The organism is Butyricimonas sp. BSD2780061689_150309_C8, assembly GCF_015560935.1.
Lineage (GTDB): Bacteria > Bacteroidota > Bacteroidia > Bacteroidales > Marinifilaceae > Butyricimonas > Butyricimonas paravirosa.
Genome location: NZ_JADMSV010000037.1, coordinates 13,790 through 33,921, shown reverse-complemented (window position 1 = coordinate 33,921; position 20,132 = coordinate 13,790). Strand labels below are relative to the sequence as shown.

Below are 20,132 nucleotides of genomic sequence, written 5' to 3'. Positions count from 1 at the left end.
AACCGGGTCAATTTCGAGTGGATTTCAAGGACCAAGTTCTATTGGAAAAGAAGGGCCAAATTAGTGCGGATTTTCCATTAAGCAACTTAACTTCAATTGATGGAGATTTATTAATTTGCGGATCAAATAATGAAAAATATTCCTTTTTGAAGATAAACACTTTAACAGGCTTAGATAAATTATCAATGGTGGGAGGTAACATAAAAATAGAATCTTGTTTTACTTTAGAGAATATATCATCGTTATCTTCCTTAAAGACCATAAGAGGAAATGAATTTACAATTCATAATTGTAGAGTACTAAATAATTTCACATCTTTACTTGAAGTCTTACAAAATTATGGTGGAATTTTTACAACAAGTGCTAATGCTTATAATCCAACAATGGAACAAATTTTGAACGGGCAAGGAAAACCACAAGAATAATTTATAAATATATCACTCCAGATACTTGTTATGTATTGGGAGTGATATATTAAAGCATACAAGATTATGAATAAAAAGCAAATAGTAAATGGACTAACACGAGATGATATAGTCTTATTATATAGATATCTTGAGTTCTACGAGAAGAAGCAAATTAAAACTTTTACCACGGACAAGCAACTTAAAGCTTTACTTTTTGGCAATGTTTCTCAAGTATGGTTGTTAGTGAGAGGATGCAATTTAAAATCCACTAAAAAAGGAAATATACCAACGGACCTTCCTCCTAAAAATACCATATATTTCGTGAAACATTACACAATAATGCTTTCATTGTTATATCATCTTAGAAATTCAATAGCACATGCTTTAATGTACAAAGTAGGTAAGGAATATCATGTCTGTGATATTGAATCAAACAAGAATAAACGATTAACTATGATTGGAAATATTGATGTAACTATAGTCAAAAGTTTGATAAAACTAATTGTTTAGTAAATGCTTGTGTGTTTTGTATTGTTTATATCCCCAAAAAAGCCAGCACCTAAAATATATAATAGGTACTGGCTTCAATCATTTAGTTGTGCTGTCTTTTCTTGACGAGCTTCGGTTTGGGTTTTCCAAAAATATCAGGATATAACATTTTTAATCTCTCCATGTTTACATACCTGAATAAATCCATTTCATGGAAAATTCGATAATGTTCTACACCAAACCATTCTGAATTGGAGTTTTTTCCTTTCTTACGTAATTTCATAGGAATAAATTTTTCTAACAAACAAAAGAGTATCTAATTCAGGAAAGAACATCAGGTCTATCATTTACATGTACAAAGATACTTGTTGAATAGGATAGCACCAAGTAAATATACCAGAATATCAAATATTTATATATGTAATAACGTATTGATTTATTGTTATATTGACAGCTTGGAAGATAAAGAATATTGCATTTTAGATATTCCTCATGACAGAATTTTAGTTAGTGAGTAATATCCTTCATTTTAGGTATTATATGCCAATCCAGAAGAAAAGTCACCATGTTTAAATTTCAAGATTCAGAAAAACATATTGCTTAAAAAATTATCACAAATAAAGGGATTTATATATATTTATATCATCAAACAGACCTCATAAATATGTAGAGTATGAATAACTTGAATAAAGATATATTATTAGGAATAGCAATAGGCGATGCTTTAGGATTACCTGTACAGTTCTTGGATAGAGAGGTTGTGGCAAAGAATCCTGTTACAACCATGATAGGATACGGTCAATTTAATGTGCCCGCAGGTACATGGTCTGATGACAGTTCTTTATCTCTTTGCTTGGCAGAATCATTGTGTAAAGGATATGATCTAAGTGATATTGCTAATAATTTCGTGAAATGGATGTTTGAAGGCTTCTGGACGCCATTCAATAAAGCATTTGATATAGGTAAAACAACTTACTTTGCCGTTGTTAATTTGAGGAATGGGGTATCTCCATATCTGGCAGGAATGGATAGAGAACGAGATAACGGTAATGGCTCGCTTATGAGAATATTACCATTGGTGCCTTATATCCTAAACGTGGAGCCAGAAGAGAGGTACAAGATCATTGGTGAGGTATCATCATTGACACATAGACATCCAAGAAGCATTCTGGCTTGTATTGTATTATGCGACTTTGCGATACAGTACATCAACCAACAATCATGCGAGAAGGCTTACCAGACCATGCAACAGACACTATTACAGCTTTTAAAAAGGGAAATGTTTATTGAAGAAGATGTTCCTTTTAAAAGGTTAGTGGGATTGTCTTATAACGAATTTAAGGCAATTGAATTAAAGGATATACGTTCTACTGGATATGTGATTGATACACTGGAAGCCAGTTTGTGGTGTATCTTTAATACTTCCAATTTCAAAGATGCGGTATTGAAGGCTGTAAACTTGGGCGATGATACTGATACAGTTGGAGCTATTACAGGAGGATTGGCAGGTATTATATACGGTAATGATTCTATTCCTTCTGAATGGATAAATGTATTAGCAAGAAAAGATGATATTATAGAATTAGCTAATAGATTAGATTCTGTAAAAGGATAACAATTCAATTATGCTATTATAGAGGGTTTGCTTCACCAGAGGTAAACCCTTTTTTATTTCAAGTAAGTTTAGAATACAAAATTCCAATAGGTGAGAAATTATAAGGTATTAAGCTTTATATACCAGTTCTAAGGAAAAGTCACCAACTAGTATATTGAAAGTAGAGAGATTGATAAAGTTGAAATTTAATGTGTAACCAATTAATAACAGGAAGTATGTGTATAAAAATCATATCAATACCACCATAATTCAGTGGTAAGTTACTTGTGTATAAGCTATATGTTACTTATATTTGAATTCGTGTTTAAAGTTAATTGATATTGTTACGTTAATGTTGATAAGAGTATGATTGTTGTAAATTTTATACCCAAATAAGTATTGGGGATTTGGAAAATGGTAAGCATTAAGAGTAATGCTTTGATAAAGAGAGTTTAATGAATTATTGATTAATGACAGATACCTGAAAATGGTAGCGGTTTTGGTAGCGGTGAGAGGGGTAAAAACGCCTAAAAACACTCCATAAACAAAAATCAGCCACTTTGTAAGTGACTGATTTTCTGAGGTCGGTAGCAGATTTGAACTGCTGTACACGGTTTTGCAGACCGCTGCCTAACCGCTCGGCCAACCGACCCTATTGCGATTTTGCGTGGCAAAGATAAGGTGATATTTTGGATTTTGCAATACCTTGCTACAATTTATTTTGATAAAGTAACACTCGTGGCTGCGATTTTTCCTCCTAGTGGAGGGTTTAGTTTTGAAACCTTGATAGTTACATGAGAAATTTGTGGGAAGGCATTATAGAGTGCGTCGATCATTCTTTTGGCCACGTGTTCCAACAAGTGTGAGGTAATCATCATTTCTTTGGCGATAATCTCGTATGCGGTGAGATAACTTAATGCATCTGCGATGTTATCTGTTTGGGCAGCCTTGCTGCAATCTGTTTCGATACGGGCGTAAACCATGAATTTATTTCCCACGACACGTTCCGTTTCATAACATCCGTGGAAGGCAAAAAATTCCATTCCTTCAATTTCGATGATTCCATTCATAATTGTTAACTTTTGTTTCTGCAAAAATAATAGTATCTTTCGTCTTTAAATACAAAAGAGCCGACGGGGAATGTCGACTCTTAAGATTACATTACTAACTACTAACCTAAACCATACAAACTTATGAAAAATCTTCAATCTCTTAAAGACGGTGCAAAGATAAAGCGCCTGTTGTATATAGACCAATTTTTATTGTTAATAAAAGCTATTAATTGGGTTAATGTTAGTTAATCTTCTCGTACCTCTAAAGCTATATTTTGAGTGATTATAACTGTATTCCATTGTAACTGATTAATTCATAGTGACGATGGTATTTTTGTCGTGTGAATGCAGATGTATTTTTGTTAATTTCTTGTTAGTGTATGGCCTATAAAATGAATTTTATTTGTAAGTTTAACAAATCGTTTAAGATGAATTAATTATTATGGTAGATAGGATAAAAGTGTCAGATATTCAGTGTATTATTGAACAAGCGGGAGTGTTGATAAAAGAGGTGTATGATAAGAGAAATTTTAATGTAGAGCTAAAGGGAGATAATACACCCGTGACAGAAGCGGATAAAATTTCGAGTGAGTATATTACAAGTGCTTTGAAAAAGTTATATCCGGAGATTCCGGTGATTAGCGAAGAGGCGTCATTACCGGTTTATGAAGAAAGAGAGAAATGGGTGTATGCTTGGATTATTGATCCTCTGGATGGTACAAAGGAATTTATATATCGGAATGGGCGTTTTTGTATTAATATTGCTCTTGTCGAAAAGGGAAAACCCGTATTCGGGATGATTAATAGCGTGTGTGATGGTGAGATTTTATGGGCTTTTGCAAGCGGGGAGAAAGGAATAGTAAAAAAAGGAAAGGAAGAAGCATTGTCGGGAATCGGGGAAAAAAGTTCAAAGTTGAGAGTGGCTGTCAGCCGTTTTCATATAACAGAATGGGAACTACGGTATGTCGATTATTTGAAATCTCTGGGCCATGATGTTGAACTTGTCCCGTTAGGAGCATCATCAAAACATTGCCTTCTTGCTAAAGGAGAGGTGGATATATGTCCTAAATTCGGGAAATGTTCGGAATGGGATGTTGCTGCAGGACAAGTGCTTGTTGAAGCAACTGGTGGTTGTGTGGTAAATGCGGAGACAGGAGGGGAGGTTCGGTATAATAAACAGAATATGATAAGCCCTCCCTTTGTTATGTTTGGTAAACGTGTTTACGACGAAATTAAAGAAGGAAACAAGACTTTTTTAGATTTCAAGGCAAAAAGTGTGGTAAAAAATGATTATCTTGGGGCTCGAAGAAATGAAATAAAAAAACAAGATATAATGGAAAAACAATACGCGAAAGAATTAGTCGAGTTTATACATGAGAGTCCGACGAACTTTCATGCTGTGGCAAATGCCAAAAAAGAATTACTTGGTAATGGTTATAAGCAACTTTTCTCTGGTGAAGCATGGCAAATAGAAAAAGGAGGTAAATATTTCGTGACGAAAAATCACTCTTCCCTTTTTGCTTTCGAGATAGGTAGCGGGGAGATCGCTGAAGAAGGGTTCAAGATTATTTGTGCCCACAGTGATTCTCCGACGTTTAAAATCAAACCGAATGCAGCAATGCCTGTTGCCGGGAAATATTTGAAGTTAAACACGGAAGTGTATGGTGGGCCCATTATGTACACGTGGTTTGATAGGCCATTGTCCATGGCTGGACGGGTCATGTTGCGTAGTTTGAATCCGTTGAAACCTGCGACTCAGTTCGTGAATTTCAAGCGTCCATTAATGGTTATTCCTCACATTGCCATCCATTTTAACCGTGCCGTGAACGATCAGGGAAACCCATTGAGCAAGCAGAAGGATATGCTTCCCGTGATTGCCATGATAAATGAGACTTTCGAAAAAGATAATTACTTGGTTAAACTTATTGCGGAAGAGATGGGTGTAAGTCAGGAAGACATACTTGATTTTGACTTAACTCTATATGAATACGAGAAAGGCTGTTTGTTCGGGGCGAACGAGGAATTCATTTCAAGTGGCAAGCTGGATGATTTAGCCATGGCTCATGCCGGGTTAAAAGCATTCGTGGCTTCAGAGAAATGTCGTAAGACAAAAATCCTTGCTATTTTTGATAATGAAGAAGTGGGAAGTGGAACGAAACAGGGTGCTGGTTCTCCGATTTTGAGAACGATTGTTGAACGTATCGTTTTTGGCTTGGGAGGTAAACCAGAAGATTTGTATCGAGCAATTCATAATTCGTTCATGATTTCTGCGGATATGGCCCATGCTCTTCACCCGAACTACGTGGAGAAACATGATCCTACGAATCACCCGGTAATAAATGGTGGTCCAGTAATCAAGATCAATGCGAATCAGAAATACATCACGGATGGGGATTCTGCTGCCGTGTTTAAGACGATTTGCAAGATGGCGGGGGTACCTTGTCAGGAATTTGTAAACCATTCAGATATGGCAGGAGGTTCAACTTTGGGAAATATATTATTATCGCAAATGGAAATGCGTGGAGTGGATATCGGTAATCCCATGTGGGCAATGCATTCCGTTCGGGAAACGGGCGGGGTTTTGGACCATGCTTACGTGATAAAAGCTTTCACCACGTTTTATAATATTTAAAATTGTTGTTATTTGAAGGAAAAGTCGGGCTGGTAATCGGTCCGGCTTTTTTTGAAAAAATAGAAATGAAAATAGTTTCGATTTAATTGTTGGTTTGACGAAAAATAAATTTGTAAGTATTGAGAATCAAAATATAGAATGATTGAAGCCATCAGATTAAATCGAAACTGTTTTTGAGATTAATTGTATTTTATTTGTTTAAGAGAGATTTTAGGTTGTCAGCACAGCCCAGAGTGGATGGTTTCATGTAATTAACCTCTACAATTTTTCCGTTTTTGTCTATTAGCATGAAACGAGGAATAAATTCGATGGCATATTCTTTATAGAAAAAGGAATCGGTTCCTCCCTCTACAATAAATTGTTGCCATGCAAGGTCCTTTTCTTCGACCATTTTTTTCCAAACTTTTGTCTTTGTGTCAACTGATATACTAATAAATTCAATCCTGTTATCATCTTTAAATTGTTCGTGTAAAGTAGCTACATGAGGAATTTCTGCTTTGCAAGGTGCGCACCAAGTAGCCCATACGTCAATGTAAACCATTTTCCCTTTGAAATCTGATAGGCGAACTTTTTGACCATCAATACCAATCATTTCAAAATCGGGAGCCATTACTCCATTACGAATTTTAAAATAATTTAGATACACGTCCAATTTTTTTTGACAACCAGCAACTAAAGCCGTGTCTGTACAAATAGCTTTGTATTTATCGAAAATCTCTTGAATATTAGGATTTTTTGCTCCTTTCAGTTGTAATTCCATGTATTCTGTGGTATGTCTATTTCTGGTTGATTGATCCGAGATCACATTTTCAATTGTCTCTAGATAATGGATTGATGTGTTGCCTGTATTGGAATTGTTGCTTTTGTCCATATACCAGTGAATAACTCCGGAAATTACGTTGTAGTCAGCTTTACAAGAGTCCGTCAGGTCAATGCTTTGGATGAAAGTTATAAAATCTTGATCTGTGTTAGCTTTGGCTTGATTGGTTTGATAGTAGTCTAATCCGAGATACAGAGGTACGACGTTTTGTAGTTGAGTCCATGTCTTTCTTAATTTCTCATCAGAAACTCTTTTTAGTCTTTCTTCGGCAACACTCACATTTTCTTTTATTTTGACTTGGTATGCTTTGAAAGGAATATTTTCGACAGATGTTAGCCACTTTCGTAACTGACCGAGTTGAGAGAAGGCATACTGGTAATTATTTTCAGCGGCACGATCTCCTTTGAAAATGATTCGTTTTACACCATCTTTTTGCATATTAACGGTCATGTTGATTTCATCTCCGGGTTGTAGGTAAAGAGGCATTTCCTCGCCTGCTATAGATAAAATTTCGGGTATATATTGTTCGTTTTGATAGATAAATTTTCCATTTTTTTCTATTTGTACGGTATCTATCTGTTTTTTTCTGCCTACCCAATAGGACAGATATATATTTTCATCTTCATGCTGTTTGACTGTACCTTGGATTTTTATTTGTGCGTGAATCGTGTTAACTATTCCACTGAATAGTATGAACAGAATAATATATTTTTTCATGATATGTAAAGAAATCTGTTATTTTAAATATTGAGCAATCTTTTCTTCTAATTCTTTTCCTCTTAGGTCTTTTGCAAGGATGCCTCCTGTTGGATCCAGTAATATCGTGTGAGGAATTGCTCCTACCACGTATGTTTTAGATGCTTCTTTATTTTCATCGATCATTTGTGGCCAATTCATTTGTAGCTCCTTGATCTTTTTTTGCCAGGCATCTTTGTCTTGATCAATAGATATGCTGACAATCTCCAAACCCTTCTCCTTGTATTGATGATATAGTTGTTTTAGTTCCGGCATTTCAATACAGCATGGTTTACACCATGATGCCCAAAAATCAATTAGCACATATTTACCTTTACCTGCATAATCGGATAAACGGCTAGGTTGGTCTTGCATGTTTACTGCAATCACATCTTGGAATATCTTGCCTACAGCTACGGCTTTGTACGTGTTTATCCGTTTGGAAATCTGTTGCATAAGGGGATGGCGGAGGCTTATTGAATCGGCTTTTTCAACCACATCGACGAGTAAGCGATCCGGTAGTCCCATAATTTCCATGAGTAAACTTTTACCTGCCGGATTATTAATGTTTTCTTTGACAAATTCTAGCGAAAGTAGTCGCATTTCTCGCATATAACTTTGACTATTTTTGTCTAGGGAATCTAGCGTGTTACGTGTTAGTTGTCCGGCTTGTTCCAAACGGTACATTTCTTCGGAAGATTGCCTCATTTTGTTGTAGGGAATATACCAGCGATTGAAATGCTGTTGCAAGAGTTCGTTGTTAGGAGTTCCTGCAATTAGCGTGTTCCCCTGACTGTCAGAAGTGATCTTGATATTGCCCTCTTCCAATATGAATTGAGTTGTCCATGCAGGTTTCCCCTGTTCGATGATACTCAATAAGGCGGTTTGAGGAGAGACAGAGGTTTGTGCGAACTTGAATTCTCCTTGATTAATTATGGTTGAATCAATGGACTGCGGTCTCATATTTTCTTCTTCAATGATTTGTAAATACACGGTTTTACCGTTCCATTTTGATTCAATTTTTCCTTGTATAACACAAGCAGGCTTACCACAGCCGGCATAACCAAAAGTAAGGAATAATGCGATGTATATTATAAAATTTTTCATCATTAATGTTTTAATAAATATTTTGTTGCATAGCTCCATTGGATAATTCAATCTCGTTCTCTCTGATCGGGAATGCGTATTTTCTAGAGTTCTTTTTCAATGTATAAATAATTGGTTCCTCTTTATCATAGATGGCTGTGGAACTGATGCGGTAGAATGTTCGGGTAACGTCTGCGATGTCGTCATTAGGGTCTTCGTTGTTATTTAGCCTACGAAGGTCGAACCAACGTTGAGAGAATGGCATTTCTCGACGTCTTTCTTCTAAAATTTGACGGATGGCTTCCGTTTGATTATTTGCTTGAAGCTTTACCCATTTACCGGGAACCATACGTTTAGCTCTTAATGTGTTTACAGTCTCTATCGCTTGGGTGTAATCACCTAAACGTGCTTGACTTTCAGCTTTGATCAAATACATCTCAGCGGTAGTTGGTCCGCTAGGAATATGGTTCATAGAAAAGAATGTGTATACCGGATAAGGGTAATCGCAAAGGTACATATCCATCACTCCTTCAGTAAAGTGGTATTTGTAACGAAGGTCATGCTCCGTGTCATATAAATCCTGTAAATCTTCACTTGGGAAAAATAGAGTTGATACATTTGTCGAGTACAGGAATTTCATATAAAGTGTTTCTTTCCATTCAATCCGTTTGGTATATATATTGGCATCCCATTCGAACGTGGTCGGGAAATTAATTCCTATACCCATTGAATCTTCCTCACCCATTTCAGTGTTGTAATCCACTAATGTACTGTATTCTGTTAGAGCATCATTTGCATGCTTTAGTGCATTGGTATAATCATTACGGTTCAGGTAATATCGAGCCATGAAACCGTTAATGCCGGCTGTGTTGGCTCTCCAATGTTTACATTTACCATCTTGTATTAATGTGGTTTTGCATTTAAGGGCCTCTTGTAAATCAGATTCGATAAATTTGTATGTATCTTCAAGAGTTCCTCTTCCTGCGGATTCTTCAAAACTTGTAGATCTTTTCAAAGGTATGCCGGGTTCAGTCTTTGTGGCATCCGTGTAAGGTAGACTATAAGTGTTTACAAGATTCCAATGGCTGTAAGCTCTAATGAAATGGGCCTCCGCTTTTAGCCTAGCTTTGTCTTCATTACTACCTTCAACATCGTTCAAGCAAGAGAGTACCATGTTTGCCCGGAAAATCTTACTGTATTCGCCTGATTTATTGTATCCGTCCCCGCCCCAGAAGACATCACTTCCATTAGCTAAATTCTCGTAGTCCCACAAATAGCTTTGAAGGATTTGGGTTGGTCCGGGAAAGAACATCGGTTGAGCATCATATAATGCGACAGGAAATCCGTAGTCATCATGCCCGCATAGTGCAGCTTTATTGGGTTCTTCGCAAAAATCAGTATATTTAGCTAGGATAGCATCTAACTGTTCAATCGTGCTAACAGGTAGACGTGTACTTTTGGAGGGTAATTCGTCCAAAAAGTCATCACAAGCGGTGAATAGAATGATCCCACAGATGATGGATGCTATTTTTCTTGATATTTCAATTGCTTTTTTCATGGCTTCTTGTTTTAGAAATCTAACTTAAATCCAAAAGTGTATTGAGGCTGCAAACGATAAGTCCCTAATGGTGTTTCCGGGTCCTCATCATATTTGTTATTAGTAATCACGAACAAGTTGTTAGCTTGAGCGTAGAGACGTAAAGAGGAAATACCGATTTTTGCTAATAATTTAGCCGGTACATGGTAGGTCAGGTTGATTTCCTGTAGACGAACGTGATTCGCCTTATCTGCTAGATAGTCCAGGCTCTTGTACATGGGAAACCATGTGCTATACGTCTTTTCCACGTCGTTTTGGGGTAACGGTAACATCTTCATCGGATCACAATTCAGAACTTCTGAATATCTGGCGTTGGGTAATGCCTTTGCGCTGACATCCGGGTAGTTAAACGAATGATGGTTGAATACATGGCCGAATTTGCCCGTGATGATAAAGGAAAAATCAAAATTGTAAATCTTGAATTGATTGGTAAATCCTAGCGTGTAGGGTGCTACTTTCGTGCCCATGTCTAGCATGTAGGTTGTGGCATCTCCTTTGGGAAATCCGTCTGCAAAAGCGAAAAGGGTGTCTTCGTCTGGACCTTGCACCATGGGTTGCCAATCCGGAGATTCTGCGGTTCCTACATTATGAATTCCTGCGTATTTGTAAGCCCATAAAGTTTGTGAATTTTTTCCTTCTACGTAGGCACTGGTGGCGTCTCCGTAAGCTAGGTCGGAAGAAGTGTAATTCTGTTTGAATAGTTTTGTGATCTTGTTACGGTTCCAAGCGAAATTCAGATTGCCTTGCCATTCTATATTTTCTGTGATGGCAAGTGTGGTTCCGATTTCTAATTCGATACCATGATTCTGCATGGCAGCATTGTTAAACTTCTGGCTGGTCGTCCCGTTAATGGAAGGGATAGAAATTTTAGCTAGTAAGTCTTTCCCGTCTTTCCGGTAATAATCCAGTTTCCCGAGTAGTTTCCCAGCAAATATGGAATAATCAAATCCGATATTGAGAGTCCCTACTTTCTCCCAACGGAGAGTCGGATTACCGAAACTGGCGATAGTGGCTACGTTCTCGTTCGTGTAAAGGTCCGGGGTAGATTGTAGTGAAATCAAGGGTCTAAAAGAAGTACTATTATCTACGTTACCGTTATAACCATAGGTTACACGTAAAGTTAGGCGATCCAACCACTCGATACTTGTCATGAATTTTTCCCGATAGAGTTGCCAGCGGAGTCCTATTGACCAGAATGGCGAATAACGGTATTTGGGATCGTCTGTGATTAAGTTCGAGGCATCCGTGCGGACGCTACCCGATAACGTGTACTTGCTATCGAATGTGTATGCGACATTGCCATATAGAGAGAAGTATCGGCTAGTCAGATAAGAATAACTGGGCGTGTAGTAAAATGTTTTGTTATAGCCCATCCAGTCCTTCACGGTTGTCCCGTTGGGGAATGTTCCTACTGTTAACCGATCATCATTATACCCGTAAACAGTCGGGGAGGCAGTTCCTTTGATAATTGTATTGCTTATCTCTGTTCCGGCGATAGCATCGATTTCATGTTTGTCGAATCTTCTACTAAAATTCAGTTGATTACGGAAATTATACCCGGTTGTCCGGACTTGACGCTCTTCGAGTATATCTCCTTTCATCAGGTTCGGGGTGACGGTTCCGTCGGTCTTATTCCATGTCGATGATGTGTTCACAAGATTCCTGACGTAATATGAACCTTCTTTGTATAGATTTCGGCTTTCGTCTTGTAAAATTTCATACTGTACTTTCGCATCATAAGAAAGTCCTTTCAATAATTGCAAGGTAATTCCTGCCTGCAAACGAATATTTAGTTTTTGCGTGGTAAGATCACGGTTATCCATTTCTGAAAGAGGGTTATAACTCCAGTCTGAATAAGGGAATTTTTCAACAGGGACTTGGTTCTCAATGATAGGTTGGTAATAATCGTTAATAACATTCAGATAATCTCCGTTTTCGTCTATCAGCATATCATAGGGAGAAAGAGCTTGGATCGTGGCTAATGAGCAACCGTTATTATTGTCTTTGCTATAATGTAACATTCCGGAAAGGGAGAAGTCCATCCATTTCGTGATCTTGGCAAAATTTCGGTAGTTTAGCATATATTCTTGTGAATCCGTATTTTTGAATTGGGATTGATGGTCAGAGAACATAAAAGAGAATATATTGCTACTACGTTGTGAAGCGCTTGATACGGTAAGGTTATATTGTTGGCTTAGAGGTACGACCAGCATATGATGCTTGATTTGGCCACGATTGTCATTCTTGCGGAGGGCATTTAAAATATCGTTTTTCTCAATTTCTGTGATATTCCCCAGACGGTATTCATTTAATGCTGTTAATCCTTGAGAATAAGCCATGTAATAATCTCGTTGCAGATTACCGTTATTCTGGGTGGTACTCCAACGGTCAAAAGCCATTTGCTCGTAATCTATTGTTTCGGAAGAACTAGCCAAAGGATTAACGTAATTGAGATCCAATTTTGGGCTGAATTTTACGAAGCCACTTAGTTCTACTTTCAACCGATTACCAGCTTCGGCTTTTTTTGTGGTCACTACGATAACCCCGTTGGCGGCTCTGGCTCCCCAAATAGAGGCGGCAGCAGCATCTTTTAGTATCGTAACGCTTTCAACATCATTCGGATTGATACTGTTAAAACCACCTTCCACGGGAAAGCCGTCAACGACAAGCAGGGGTTGTGCGTTTGCGTATAGGGACGTTTGTCCTCGTATTTCAAAAGTTGGGTTCCCCTCCGAATCAAGAGTAGATGCCAATCCCGCAGTTGTTCCGATTAACCTTGAAGCAAAGTTTGTTGTAGGTTTGTCCAATTGCTTTTTTGAAATAACGTTGATAGATCCTGTCGCGCGTTCTTTGGGTAAGGATGAATATCCAGTGACCACTACTTCTTGAAGATCCTCGGAGGCGGCTTCTAGTGTAATTTCTATTAATTTGTCTTTTTCGTCAACAACAACTTCTTGTGTTTGCATACCGACAAATGAAAATACCAGTGTCGTTTTTCCTTTTTGGGGGAGCATAAAACCAAAAGTTCCATCGTGGTGTGTGGCTACGCCTTGAGTGGTACCTTTAATTAAAACGGTCACTCCCGGAAGAGGTAGACCTTCCTTGTCCCGTACCATACCTCGGATTTCCCGTTTGGTATCCTGTTCCTGAGGTAAGGCGAATTTGGACGAGATCATGACGATCTTGTCTTCTACACGGTAGCCTAATCCTGTTTCTTTTAAACAAGTTTGTAAAACAACATCCAGATCAGTTTGATTAAAAGAGATCGTTATTCGTTGTTGTTTTTCCAGCAGGTTATCACTATATGCAAAGTGATAACCAGTTTGTCGGGAAATCTCTTCGAATATTTCCGGTAGTGTTGCGTTTGTCAGCGACAAACTTAATTTCACTTGTGCATTGGTACTGCCCATTACGGTTGAGAAGCCCAATGTCAGTAAGCATACGACTAATTTCATCATCACGCAAATCTTTTTTATCATGCTGGAACTTCTTCCAACATCAAATTCTTGATTCTTTTTCATAACTTTGTGTTTGAATTAATAATATGACCCTACGCCAATAGGGAATTAATTGATTACTTACAGGGAAGTAGTGCTAATACTTTCCTGTTTTTCATTCTGGTTTTATAATAATTTCTTGATCATTTGTTTCACATTTTACACGGGCAATATTTTCGATGATATGTAATATTTTCTCTATATTTTCGTATTTGGGTAAATTTGCTGTTAAACGTATTGGTTGAGCATCCTGACGAATAGTGAGGCGAACATTATACCAGCGTTCCAAATCCCGGGCAACTTCTTGTAAGGGTTTATTCTTGAATACGAACCTTCTTTCTTTCCAACTTGTATAAGTGGCGATATCGACCGCATGTACGATCATGCCTGAATCTGTTAATAAGGCTTGTTCTCCGGGGGATAATATCACTTGTTTCTCTTCATATATTGCTTTGATCTTTCCTTTGGCGAGTGTTGCATGGTGCGATTCGTCGGGATAAGCTGAAATGTTGAATGAGGTCCCTAAAACGTTGATTTGTAAATGTTTTGTTTCAACAATGAAAGGCATGGAAGTGTCTGCGGTGACTTCAAAATAAGCCTCTCCTTTTAGCTTGACTCTTCGGTCTTTTCCTGAAAAATAACTGGGATAACTTAATTCAGTTTCCGCATTTAACCATACTCGTGTTCCGTCTGCCAATACCAGAGCATATTCTCCACCTCTGGGCACTTGTAGTAAATGGAAACGTGGAGAGCCGGAGGATTCTGTATGTTTGTAAACAAGTTGTTTTCCATCGCTCTTGAAATCCTCGTGTTCAAGTCTTTGAGAGGAATCTGTCGTGTTTAATTCCAGCGTATTTCCGTCTTCCATTACCAAGCGGACTGTAGGGTTCGATATGTTTTTATGCAGGGATACGGGAATGTTCGTTTGAGGGGAATTTGTGCGTAAAAAGGTAATAATTCCGATGCATAGAATTAAGATTGCAGCATAAGGTAATAAACGATAGAATCGGTTATTGGATTTTGATTTTAACCGAGGTTCTACTTTTTCCCATCCTTCAATAGCGTTGAATTGTGTGTATCTTGAAAAATGTTGTGATTGATAAGCAGGATCTTCTAGGTGTTGAAAAAGTGTTTGATTTTCTTTTCTTTTTTTCAACCATTTATTTAATTCCGACCGCTTCTCTTCGTCTATCAAGTCAAAGAGAGAGAGAAACATCAGGTGCGCTATCTTTTTTCTTTCGGCTAATTTCATTTTTTCTTTTTCTTATAAAGCAAATGAAAAGGAAAAAGGATGACAAAAAAATGAATTAATTTATAGAAAAAATTGCGACAGCCAGAGGGTAAAGGTGTTTTAGCCTGTCTTTCAGTATTTTCTTTGCTCTTTGGCGTTGTGTCTTTATCGTGGATTCAGCGATCTCTAGAGTTTCCATAATTGATTTCGTACTTTTCCCTTCAATGTAACTCATTTTGAAGATGCGCTTACATTCGGTTGGAAGTTCTTCAATAGCTTGAAATATTTCCTCGAATACCTCTGTTTCAATCTGAAATTCTTCATAACTGTTATCTTCCTCGGAAAGAAAGTTTTTCATCTTTTCCCGAATTGCAGCTTGGTTCCGGTTGGTCTTCAAAAAATTTATTGCTTTGTTATACACGCTTCCGTAAAGATAGGATTTAACAGCTAGTAAACTGTCAAAAGAGTTCCTTTTTTCATAAAACCAGGTAAAGACTTCCTGAACAATATCTTGAGCTGCTTCTTTATCGCAGACATATTTGTCTGCAAAATAACACAATGAGTTGTAAAATTGGATAAAGACGTATTCGAATGCTTGTTTATCTTTTGCATTCAAGCGTTCTATTATTTCTTTTTCACTTTTCTCCATGAGTTAAAGCTTTTTTCTCGTTTCGACCGGAATTCCTTCTGCAAATGTATATTAATAAATTTCTTTTTTTAGTACTTTACACAAAAAAACAGTAAGTGAGATTTTCATTATTTATTTTGTCTTTATAAAAGAAACCCTTTTCTTGGTTCTTTACTTAGAATCGGAAAAGGGTCTTTGTTATTTTCGAAAAACATTGTCTTTTAAAAGTAATCAGATGTAGATTTAACGTTTAAATCCTTCAAAGACACGAGCTTTTTCTTGTGTCACTAATTCTCCGGTCATGGTGAGTGTATTGGAGTGGAATGAAGGTGAGATGTTTGCCGATACATTATTTGAACCCCGGTGAAGAGTAAGGCTGACTTGTGCGGAAATGCTGACTCCTTGGACGAGAAAGCTATAAATGATACTTCCTTTTTTATCCTTTTTCATCCGGATGTCTGAAACATTGCCTTCTACGGTAAAACCACCCAACCCGTTTTGAAGTGGGCGAGGGGTGTCAAAACTTACTTGCACCGTGGCTTTTTTGTTTGCCATGGAAATGAAATTTTTGATTGAACTGACATTTGCCGATCTACCTCGCTTGAAGATCAGTCGATTGGCCTCTAGTACGAACGTGTTGTTTTCTAAAGCACGAACAGCGTCTTGGTACAATTCTTCTTTTACTTTTTGTTGAGCGATTTTACGCTCTTGTCTGGTTTGCGTACGTTTTTCCTTTGCCGTCATTTTGTTTTGAGCGGTAAGAGGCGCTAGTGAGCCTAGCACTAGGGCTAATGCGATGAGTGTAGTGATGTGTTTCATAATACTTTATGTTTTATTGCTTTTCTACGGGGAAAAGAATAATGATGTTTTATAAAATACTGTTTTTGTGGTGTCGGATGGCGATAACAACTTAAAGATGTCGTATCTTCGCATATAGTAAATAATAAATTGAAATAAAATGAAAGATCAACATCAAGTTCTGCATAAATGCTTAACGGAGGATGTTCCGGCATTTGTTTTGACGGGAAAAGACGTGTGTGCGATAGCGACATTAAAGACGTACTTGCAGACTGCGATTGAAAAGGGATGTAGTGATGAATTCGTTAATGATATGGTATTAGTATTGCGGGAATTTGAGCGGTTTCAGCATGAAGAACCAAAGAAAGTGAAGATACCGGATTGATGTCGACTTGGGGAGAATAGGAGGAATCCCATCTTGAACGACGAAGTTAAATTTTACATGGGCAAAGTAACAAAAAGCCTTTTGATACGTACATATTAGAATAAGTAAATATATCCAGACAAAATAATCAAGTTGAAAAAAATATGAACGAAAACAAAAGATTACCCGAAAAATTCTTCGATGTATTAAAACATGAAGGTGTTGTAACTGTTATGTCATGGGGTGTTGAACCTCATATTGTTAATACATGGAATTCTTATATCGTGGTTACAGACGACGAACGCCTTCTCATCCCAGCCTACGGTTTTAGGAAGACTGAAAAGAATGTTAATGTGAATAACAAAATAAAACTGGCATTAGGTAGTAGAGAAGTTTTAGGCTATAAGGATTATCAGGGAACAGGTTTTATTGTCACGGGAACGGCTCGATATATCAGTTCTGGTGATGAATATGAATATATGAAAAAGAAATTTCCCTTTCTTACTAGGGTATTTGAAGTTACCGTAGATAAAGCGACACAGATGCTATAAACGTGAAATTATGAATAGTTTTTATTGCATGGCAGGAAATTGTAACATCATGCGGTCAACATCTGTTGTAATGTCGATGAAAATAGGAGACACTCTCGCTTCACTCTCGGTACAAGTTCGGTACATCTTCGCTCACGAGCGAGGATGAAGCGTGGGTTCACCTCAAGTATGTCGGAGAAGAATACTTATTTGAATATTATTTCAATGGATCTACTTACTTTGTAATATTTTAGCAGACCTCCTTCTTGGGAAGTTTACAAGCATTTCAAATTTGGCGTGTGTCGCTAAAATTGAATTTCGCTTCACACGCCATTTGATCTAAAGCTTTACTTTATTTCCGTTATCTCCCTCGTCGACGCAACCAGATCACGAGAGCCAAAATAATCATTAACGCCGGGATTATCCATCGCAGAATAATTGTCCACGTGGAGGCCTCTTTTTCGCTGAGATAAACCAAGTCATCAGGAGGGGTTGGACGGCGCACGTCAATAGGTACTTCTTCGTCGGACAACCAGAAGAAACTACCCGGGATTAATGTGAAGTTGCTGGCCCGGATTCCCTTGTGACCGGAACTCAATTCACCGTTACTGATACAATCTGCATCTCCAAATACCATTACTTTTTGTGTCCTTCCGTTCACCTTGCGAGTTAGAGCCAAGGTCGTGTTATAACGTTGTTGCACTTCCCCTAGGTCCGGATTCAAGCGGGCCGTGTCGTCTACGAAATCGGTGGTTTGCATTTCGTTCCACACCAGCGAGTCGGTCTCGAATAGCGGTATTGCCTTGTATCCTTTCTCTGGGTTAAATTCCAAACCGGACACTCCGGGATTTACCACCACGTACTCTAATTTAGCTATCTGATCAAAGTGGTAAATCAATTCTTGCCCCTCTTTCGTCGGTTTTACTACCACTAGGTCGGGTGCGTGATCTTCCGAGATGCTCACCAATTGCCCGGGTACCAATTTTACGCCAAACTCGGCCAATAGTGGGTCCATATATTCCTTGCGTTTGGGTTCGCTTAAAATCATTAAATTACCACCACGAGCGATATATTGATCTAGATTCGTTTTTTGAGTAGGGAGTAGTTCGCTTCTCATCTCGGCGATCACCAAGATATTAATGTCTTTCGGGATCGGACTGTTCAGGTTTACTTCCTCTACATCGAAGCCTTGATTCAACAAGGAGTTACGGAAGGGTTTGTCCCAAGTGAAAGTATTGTAATCTCGGTCGCCGATTTTTTTCACGTCCCGTTCGCCGTGGCCTGTCAAGAATCCGACTTTCGGTAATTCCATCACTAAACGTTTGAAAGCGGCCGTGATCTCTGTTTCGAATGGATGATGATACATATCGTTATATACACGCAGGAATGTCTTTTCCCCACTTTCCCGTTCCAGTAAACGCACGAACCTGTTGCCTTCCGGCCACAAATCAATCTGCTTGCGGATGGTTGTCGGTGCGAGGAACATTGTGGAGTCCAAATGATAACCTTTCACGATCTCTTGGAACCGTTCTTGCGTGTTTTTATCCGGCCATCGCTCATCTTGTCGAGGGTCAATGACCGTGTCGTAATAGTACACGTATTTCATCTTGATTTCCGGTTTAAAGCGAACGTATTGGCGGAACCGTTCTTGATCCTGCTTTACCTGTGCAGGCATGGCCGTCCACAAGTCGTTTAAATCCAGAGCATTCACGTATGTCGTGATTGTTAAACCGCCTTTCATCTTCGCCACCACGTCTTGACTATTCTCCGTCAGCGTGTTTGATTTCGTTGCCGTGGCATCATAATAGGTCATCAATGCCGGGCGGGAAGAGAAATATCCGATTACGCTGGCGATCAACAATACACTTGCGTACTTTCCGATCGTCATTGTCCAAGGCGCTTTCTGGCGGTTTGCTTGTAAGCGGATTACCGTTAAAACTAAGAACAAGGCTGATACCGTGATGAAATAAATCACATCTTCGCTGCAAATCAAACCGCGAATAAATTCCCCGGAACGTCCCGAGATGGAAAGCCAGTAGGTGATTTCTCGTACTAACTCGAATTCCTGCCACAAATTTTTCACGTAACTCAATAAACCGAGTACAACCAGAGTCATGATAGCTGCTACCACTTGGTATGACGTCAAACTCGACATAAATAGACCTACTGCGGCATAAGCGCAAATCAAAAAGTAGAGACCCAACAAACCGGACAAAACCATTGGAAAATCGAAATCTTTAATTGCGAAAGAGCCGAACAATGCGATGACCAGTAATACAAAAATTAGTGCCAACCCGTAGATCATCATCGAGAGATATTTCCCAAGGATAATTTGCCAATTTGTCACAGGTGATGAGTATAACAACTTGATTGAACCACTACTTAATTCCCGGCTCATCAACCCCATGGTTAAAAGCGGGATGTAAAGGTAGAGGTAACCTTGTACGGTCGTGAATAATCCACCCCAAGGACTGGCAAACAATCTGGTCGTGATCGATGATACCGGGTAACCCAGTTCTTGGGATTGTACATACGATTCTATATTCCCCATGAAATTTGTTACCGTCTGGAAGGCAAAAATCACAAGAATCAACCATGCTATTGGTGAATAAAAGAGCGTTTGCAGCTCCATTTTTGCTATCTTGAAAATCTTTTTCATTTCTATCTTTTTC

General features: G+C 38.3%; 14 protein-coding genes, 1 tRNA gene and 1 pseudogene. 6 read left to right on the top strand and 10 right to left on the bottom strand.

Translation table 11 applies throughout. The annotated features are described in order from the left end of the window. From I2I33_RS19090 to I2I33_RS19080, 3 genes and pseudogenes are all read left to right on the top strand, one after another. A pseudogene (locus I2I33_RS19090) lies at positions 1-425 on the top strand (hypothetical protein); the annotation flags it as partial. 66 nt (positions 426-491) lie between these two features. Next, positions 492-917: a hypothetical protein gene (locus I2I33_RS19085; RefSeq protein WP_087422668.1), complete on the top strand. Its 426-nt coding sequence runs from the start codon at positions 492-494 to the stop codon at positions 915-917. Positions 918-1,569: 652 nt separating this feature from the next. Further along, a complete protein-coding gene (locus I2I33_RS19080; RefSeq protein WP_087422666.1) occupies positions 1,570-2,511 on the top strand; it encodes an ADP-ribosylglycohydrolase family protein in 942 nt (313 codons plus the stop codon). A 560-nt stretch (positions 2,512-3,071) separates the two neighbouring features. On the opposite strand, the gene I2I33_RS19075 is transcribed toward I2I33_RS19080, so the two are convergent. Together I2I33_RS19075 and folB are read right to left on the bottom strand one after the other, a co-directional pair. Next, positions 3,072-3,142, bottom strand: a tRNA-Cys gene (locus tag I2I33_RS19075). A 64-nt stretch (positions 3,143-3,206) separates the two neighbouring features. Next, positions 3,207-3,560: a dihydroneopterin aldolase gene (gene folB / locus I2I33_RS19070; protein WP_087422665.1), complete on the bottom strand. Its 354-nt coding sequence runs from the start codon at positions 3,558-3,560 to the stop codon at positions 3,207-3,209. Between the two features lie 424 nt (positions 3,561-3,984). Between folB and I2I33_RS20510 the strand changes: the two genes are divergently transcribed. Next, positions 3,985-6,174, top strand: a complete 2,190-nt coding sequence (locus I2I33_RS20510; protein WP_087422664.1) for a M18 family aminopeptidase — start codon at positions 3,985-3,987, stop codon at positions 6,172-6,174. 190 nt (positions 6,175-6,364) lie between these two features. On the opposite strand, the gene I2I33_RS19060 is transcribed toward I2I33_RS20510, so the two are convergent. The 7 genes from I2I33_RS19060 to I2I33_RS19030 form a co-directional block, all read right to left on the bottom strand. Further along, a complete protein-coding gene (locus I2I33_RS19060) occupies positions 6,365-7,711 on the bottom strand; it encodes a TlpA disulfide reductase family protein (RefSeq protein WP_087422663.1) in 1,347 nt (448 codons plus the stop codon). Between the two features lie 18 nt (positions 7,712-7,729). Continuing rightward, on the bottom strand, positions 7,730-8,836 hold the full coding sequence (locus I2I33_RS19055) for a TlpA disulfide reductase family protein (protein WP_158571956.1): 1,107 nt from the start codon (positions 8,834-8,836) through the stop codon (positions 7,730-7,732). A gap of 10 nt (positions 8,837-8,846) precedes the next feature. Beyond that, positions 8,847-10,373 (bottom strand): RagB/SusD family nutrient uptake outer membrane protein, encoded by a 1,527-nt coding sequence (locus tag I2I33_RS19050; RefSeq protein WP_087422661.1) that lies wholly within the window; start codon positions 10,371-10,373, stop codon positions 8,847-8,849. 11 nt (positions 10,374-10,384) lie between these two features. Then, the gene (locus I2I33_RS19045) at positions 10,385-13,933 is read right to left on the bottom strand and encodes a SusC/RagA family TonB-linked outer membrane protein (RefSeq protein ID WP_087422660.1); all 3,549 of its coding nucleotides are present in this window, start codon (positions 13,931-13,933) and stop codon (positions 10,385-10,387) included. Positions 13,934-14,024: 91 nt separating this feature from the next. After that, complete coding sequence (locus tag I2I33_RS19040) at positions 14,025-15,161, bottom strand: FecR family protein (RefSeq protein ID WP_087422659.1); 1,137 nt, start codon at positions 15,159-15,161, stop codon at positions 14,025-14,027. 55 nt (positions 15,162-15,216) lie between these two features. Further along, positions 15,217-15,789: an RNA polymerase sigma factor gene (locus I2I33_RS19035; RefSeq protein WP_209279557.1), complete on the bottom strand. Its 573-nt coding sequence runs from the start codon at positions 15,787-15,789 to the stop codon at positions 15,217-15,219. Between the two features lie 222 nt (positions 15,790-16,011). After that, complete coding sequence (locus I2I33_RS19030) at positions 16,012-16,587, bottom strand: DUF4251 domain-containing protein (protein ID WP_087422658.1); 576 nt, start codon at positions 16,585-16,587, stop codon at positions 16,012-16,014. 139 nt (positions 16,588-16,726) lie between these two features. Here I2I33_RS19030 and I2I33_RS19025 point away from each other — a divergent pair, with 139 nt between their 5' ends. Further along, entirely contained in the window at positions 16,727-16,951 is a 225-nt protein-coding gene (locus I2I33_RS19025; RefSeq protein WP_087422657.1) for a hypothetical protein, read from the top strand. A 143-nt stretch (positions 16,952-17,094) separates the two neighbouring features. Further along, complete coding sequence (locus tag I2I33_RS19020) at positions 17,095-17,481, top strand: pyridoxamine 5'-phosphate oxidase family protein (protein ID WP_087422656.1); 387 nt, start codon at positions 17,095-17,097, stop codon at positions 17,479-17,481. Between the two features lie 340 nt (positions 17,482-17,821). Here I2I33_RS19020 and I2I33_RS19015 read toward each other — a convergent pair whose 3' ends face one another. After that, positions 17,822-20,119 (bottom strand): Gldg family protein, encoded by a 2,298-nt coding sequence (locus tag I2I33_RS19015; protein ID WP_087422655.1) that lies wholly within the window; start codon positions 20,117-20,119, stop codon positions 17,822-17,824. Positions 20,120-20,132 lie beyond the last annotated feature (13 nt).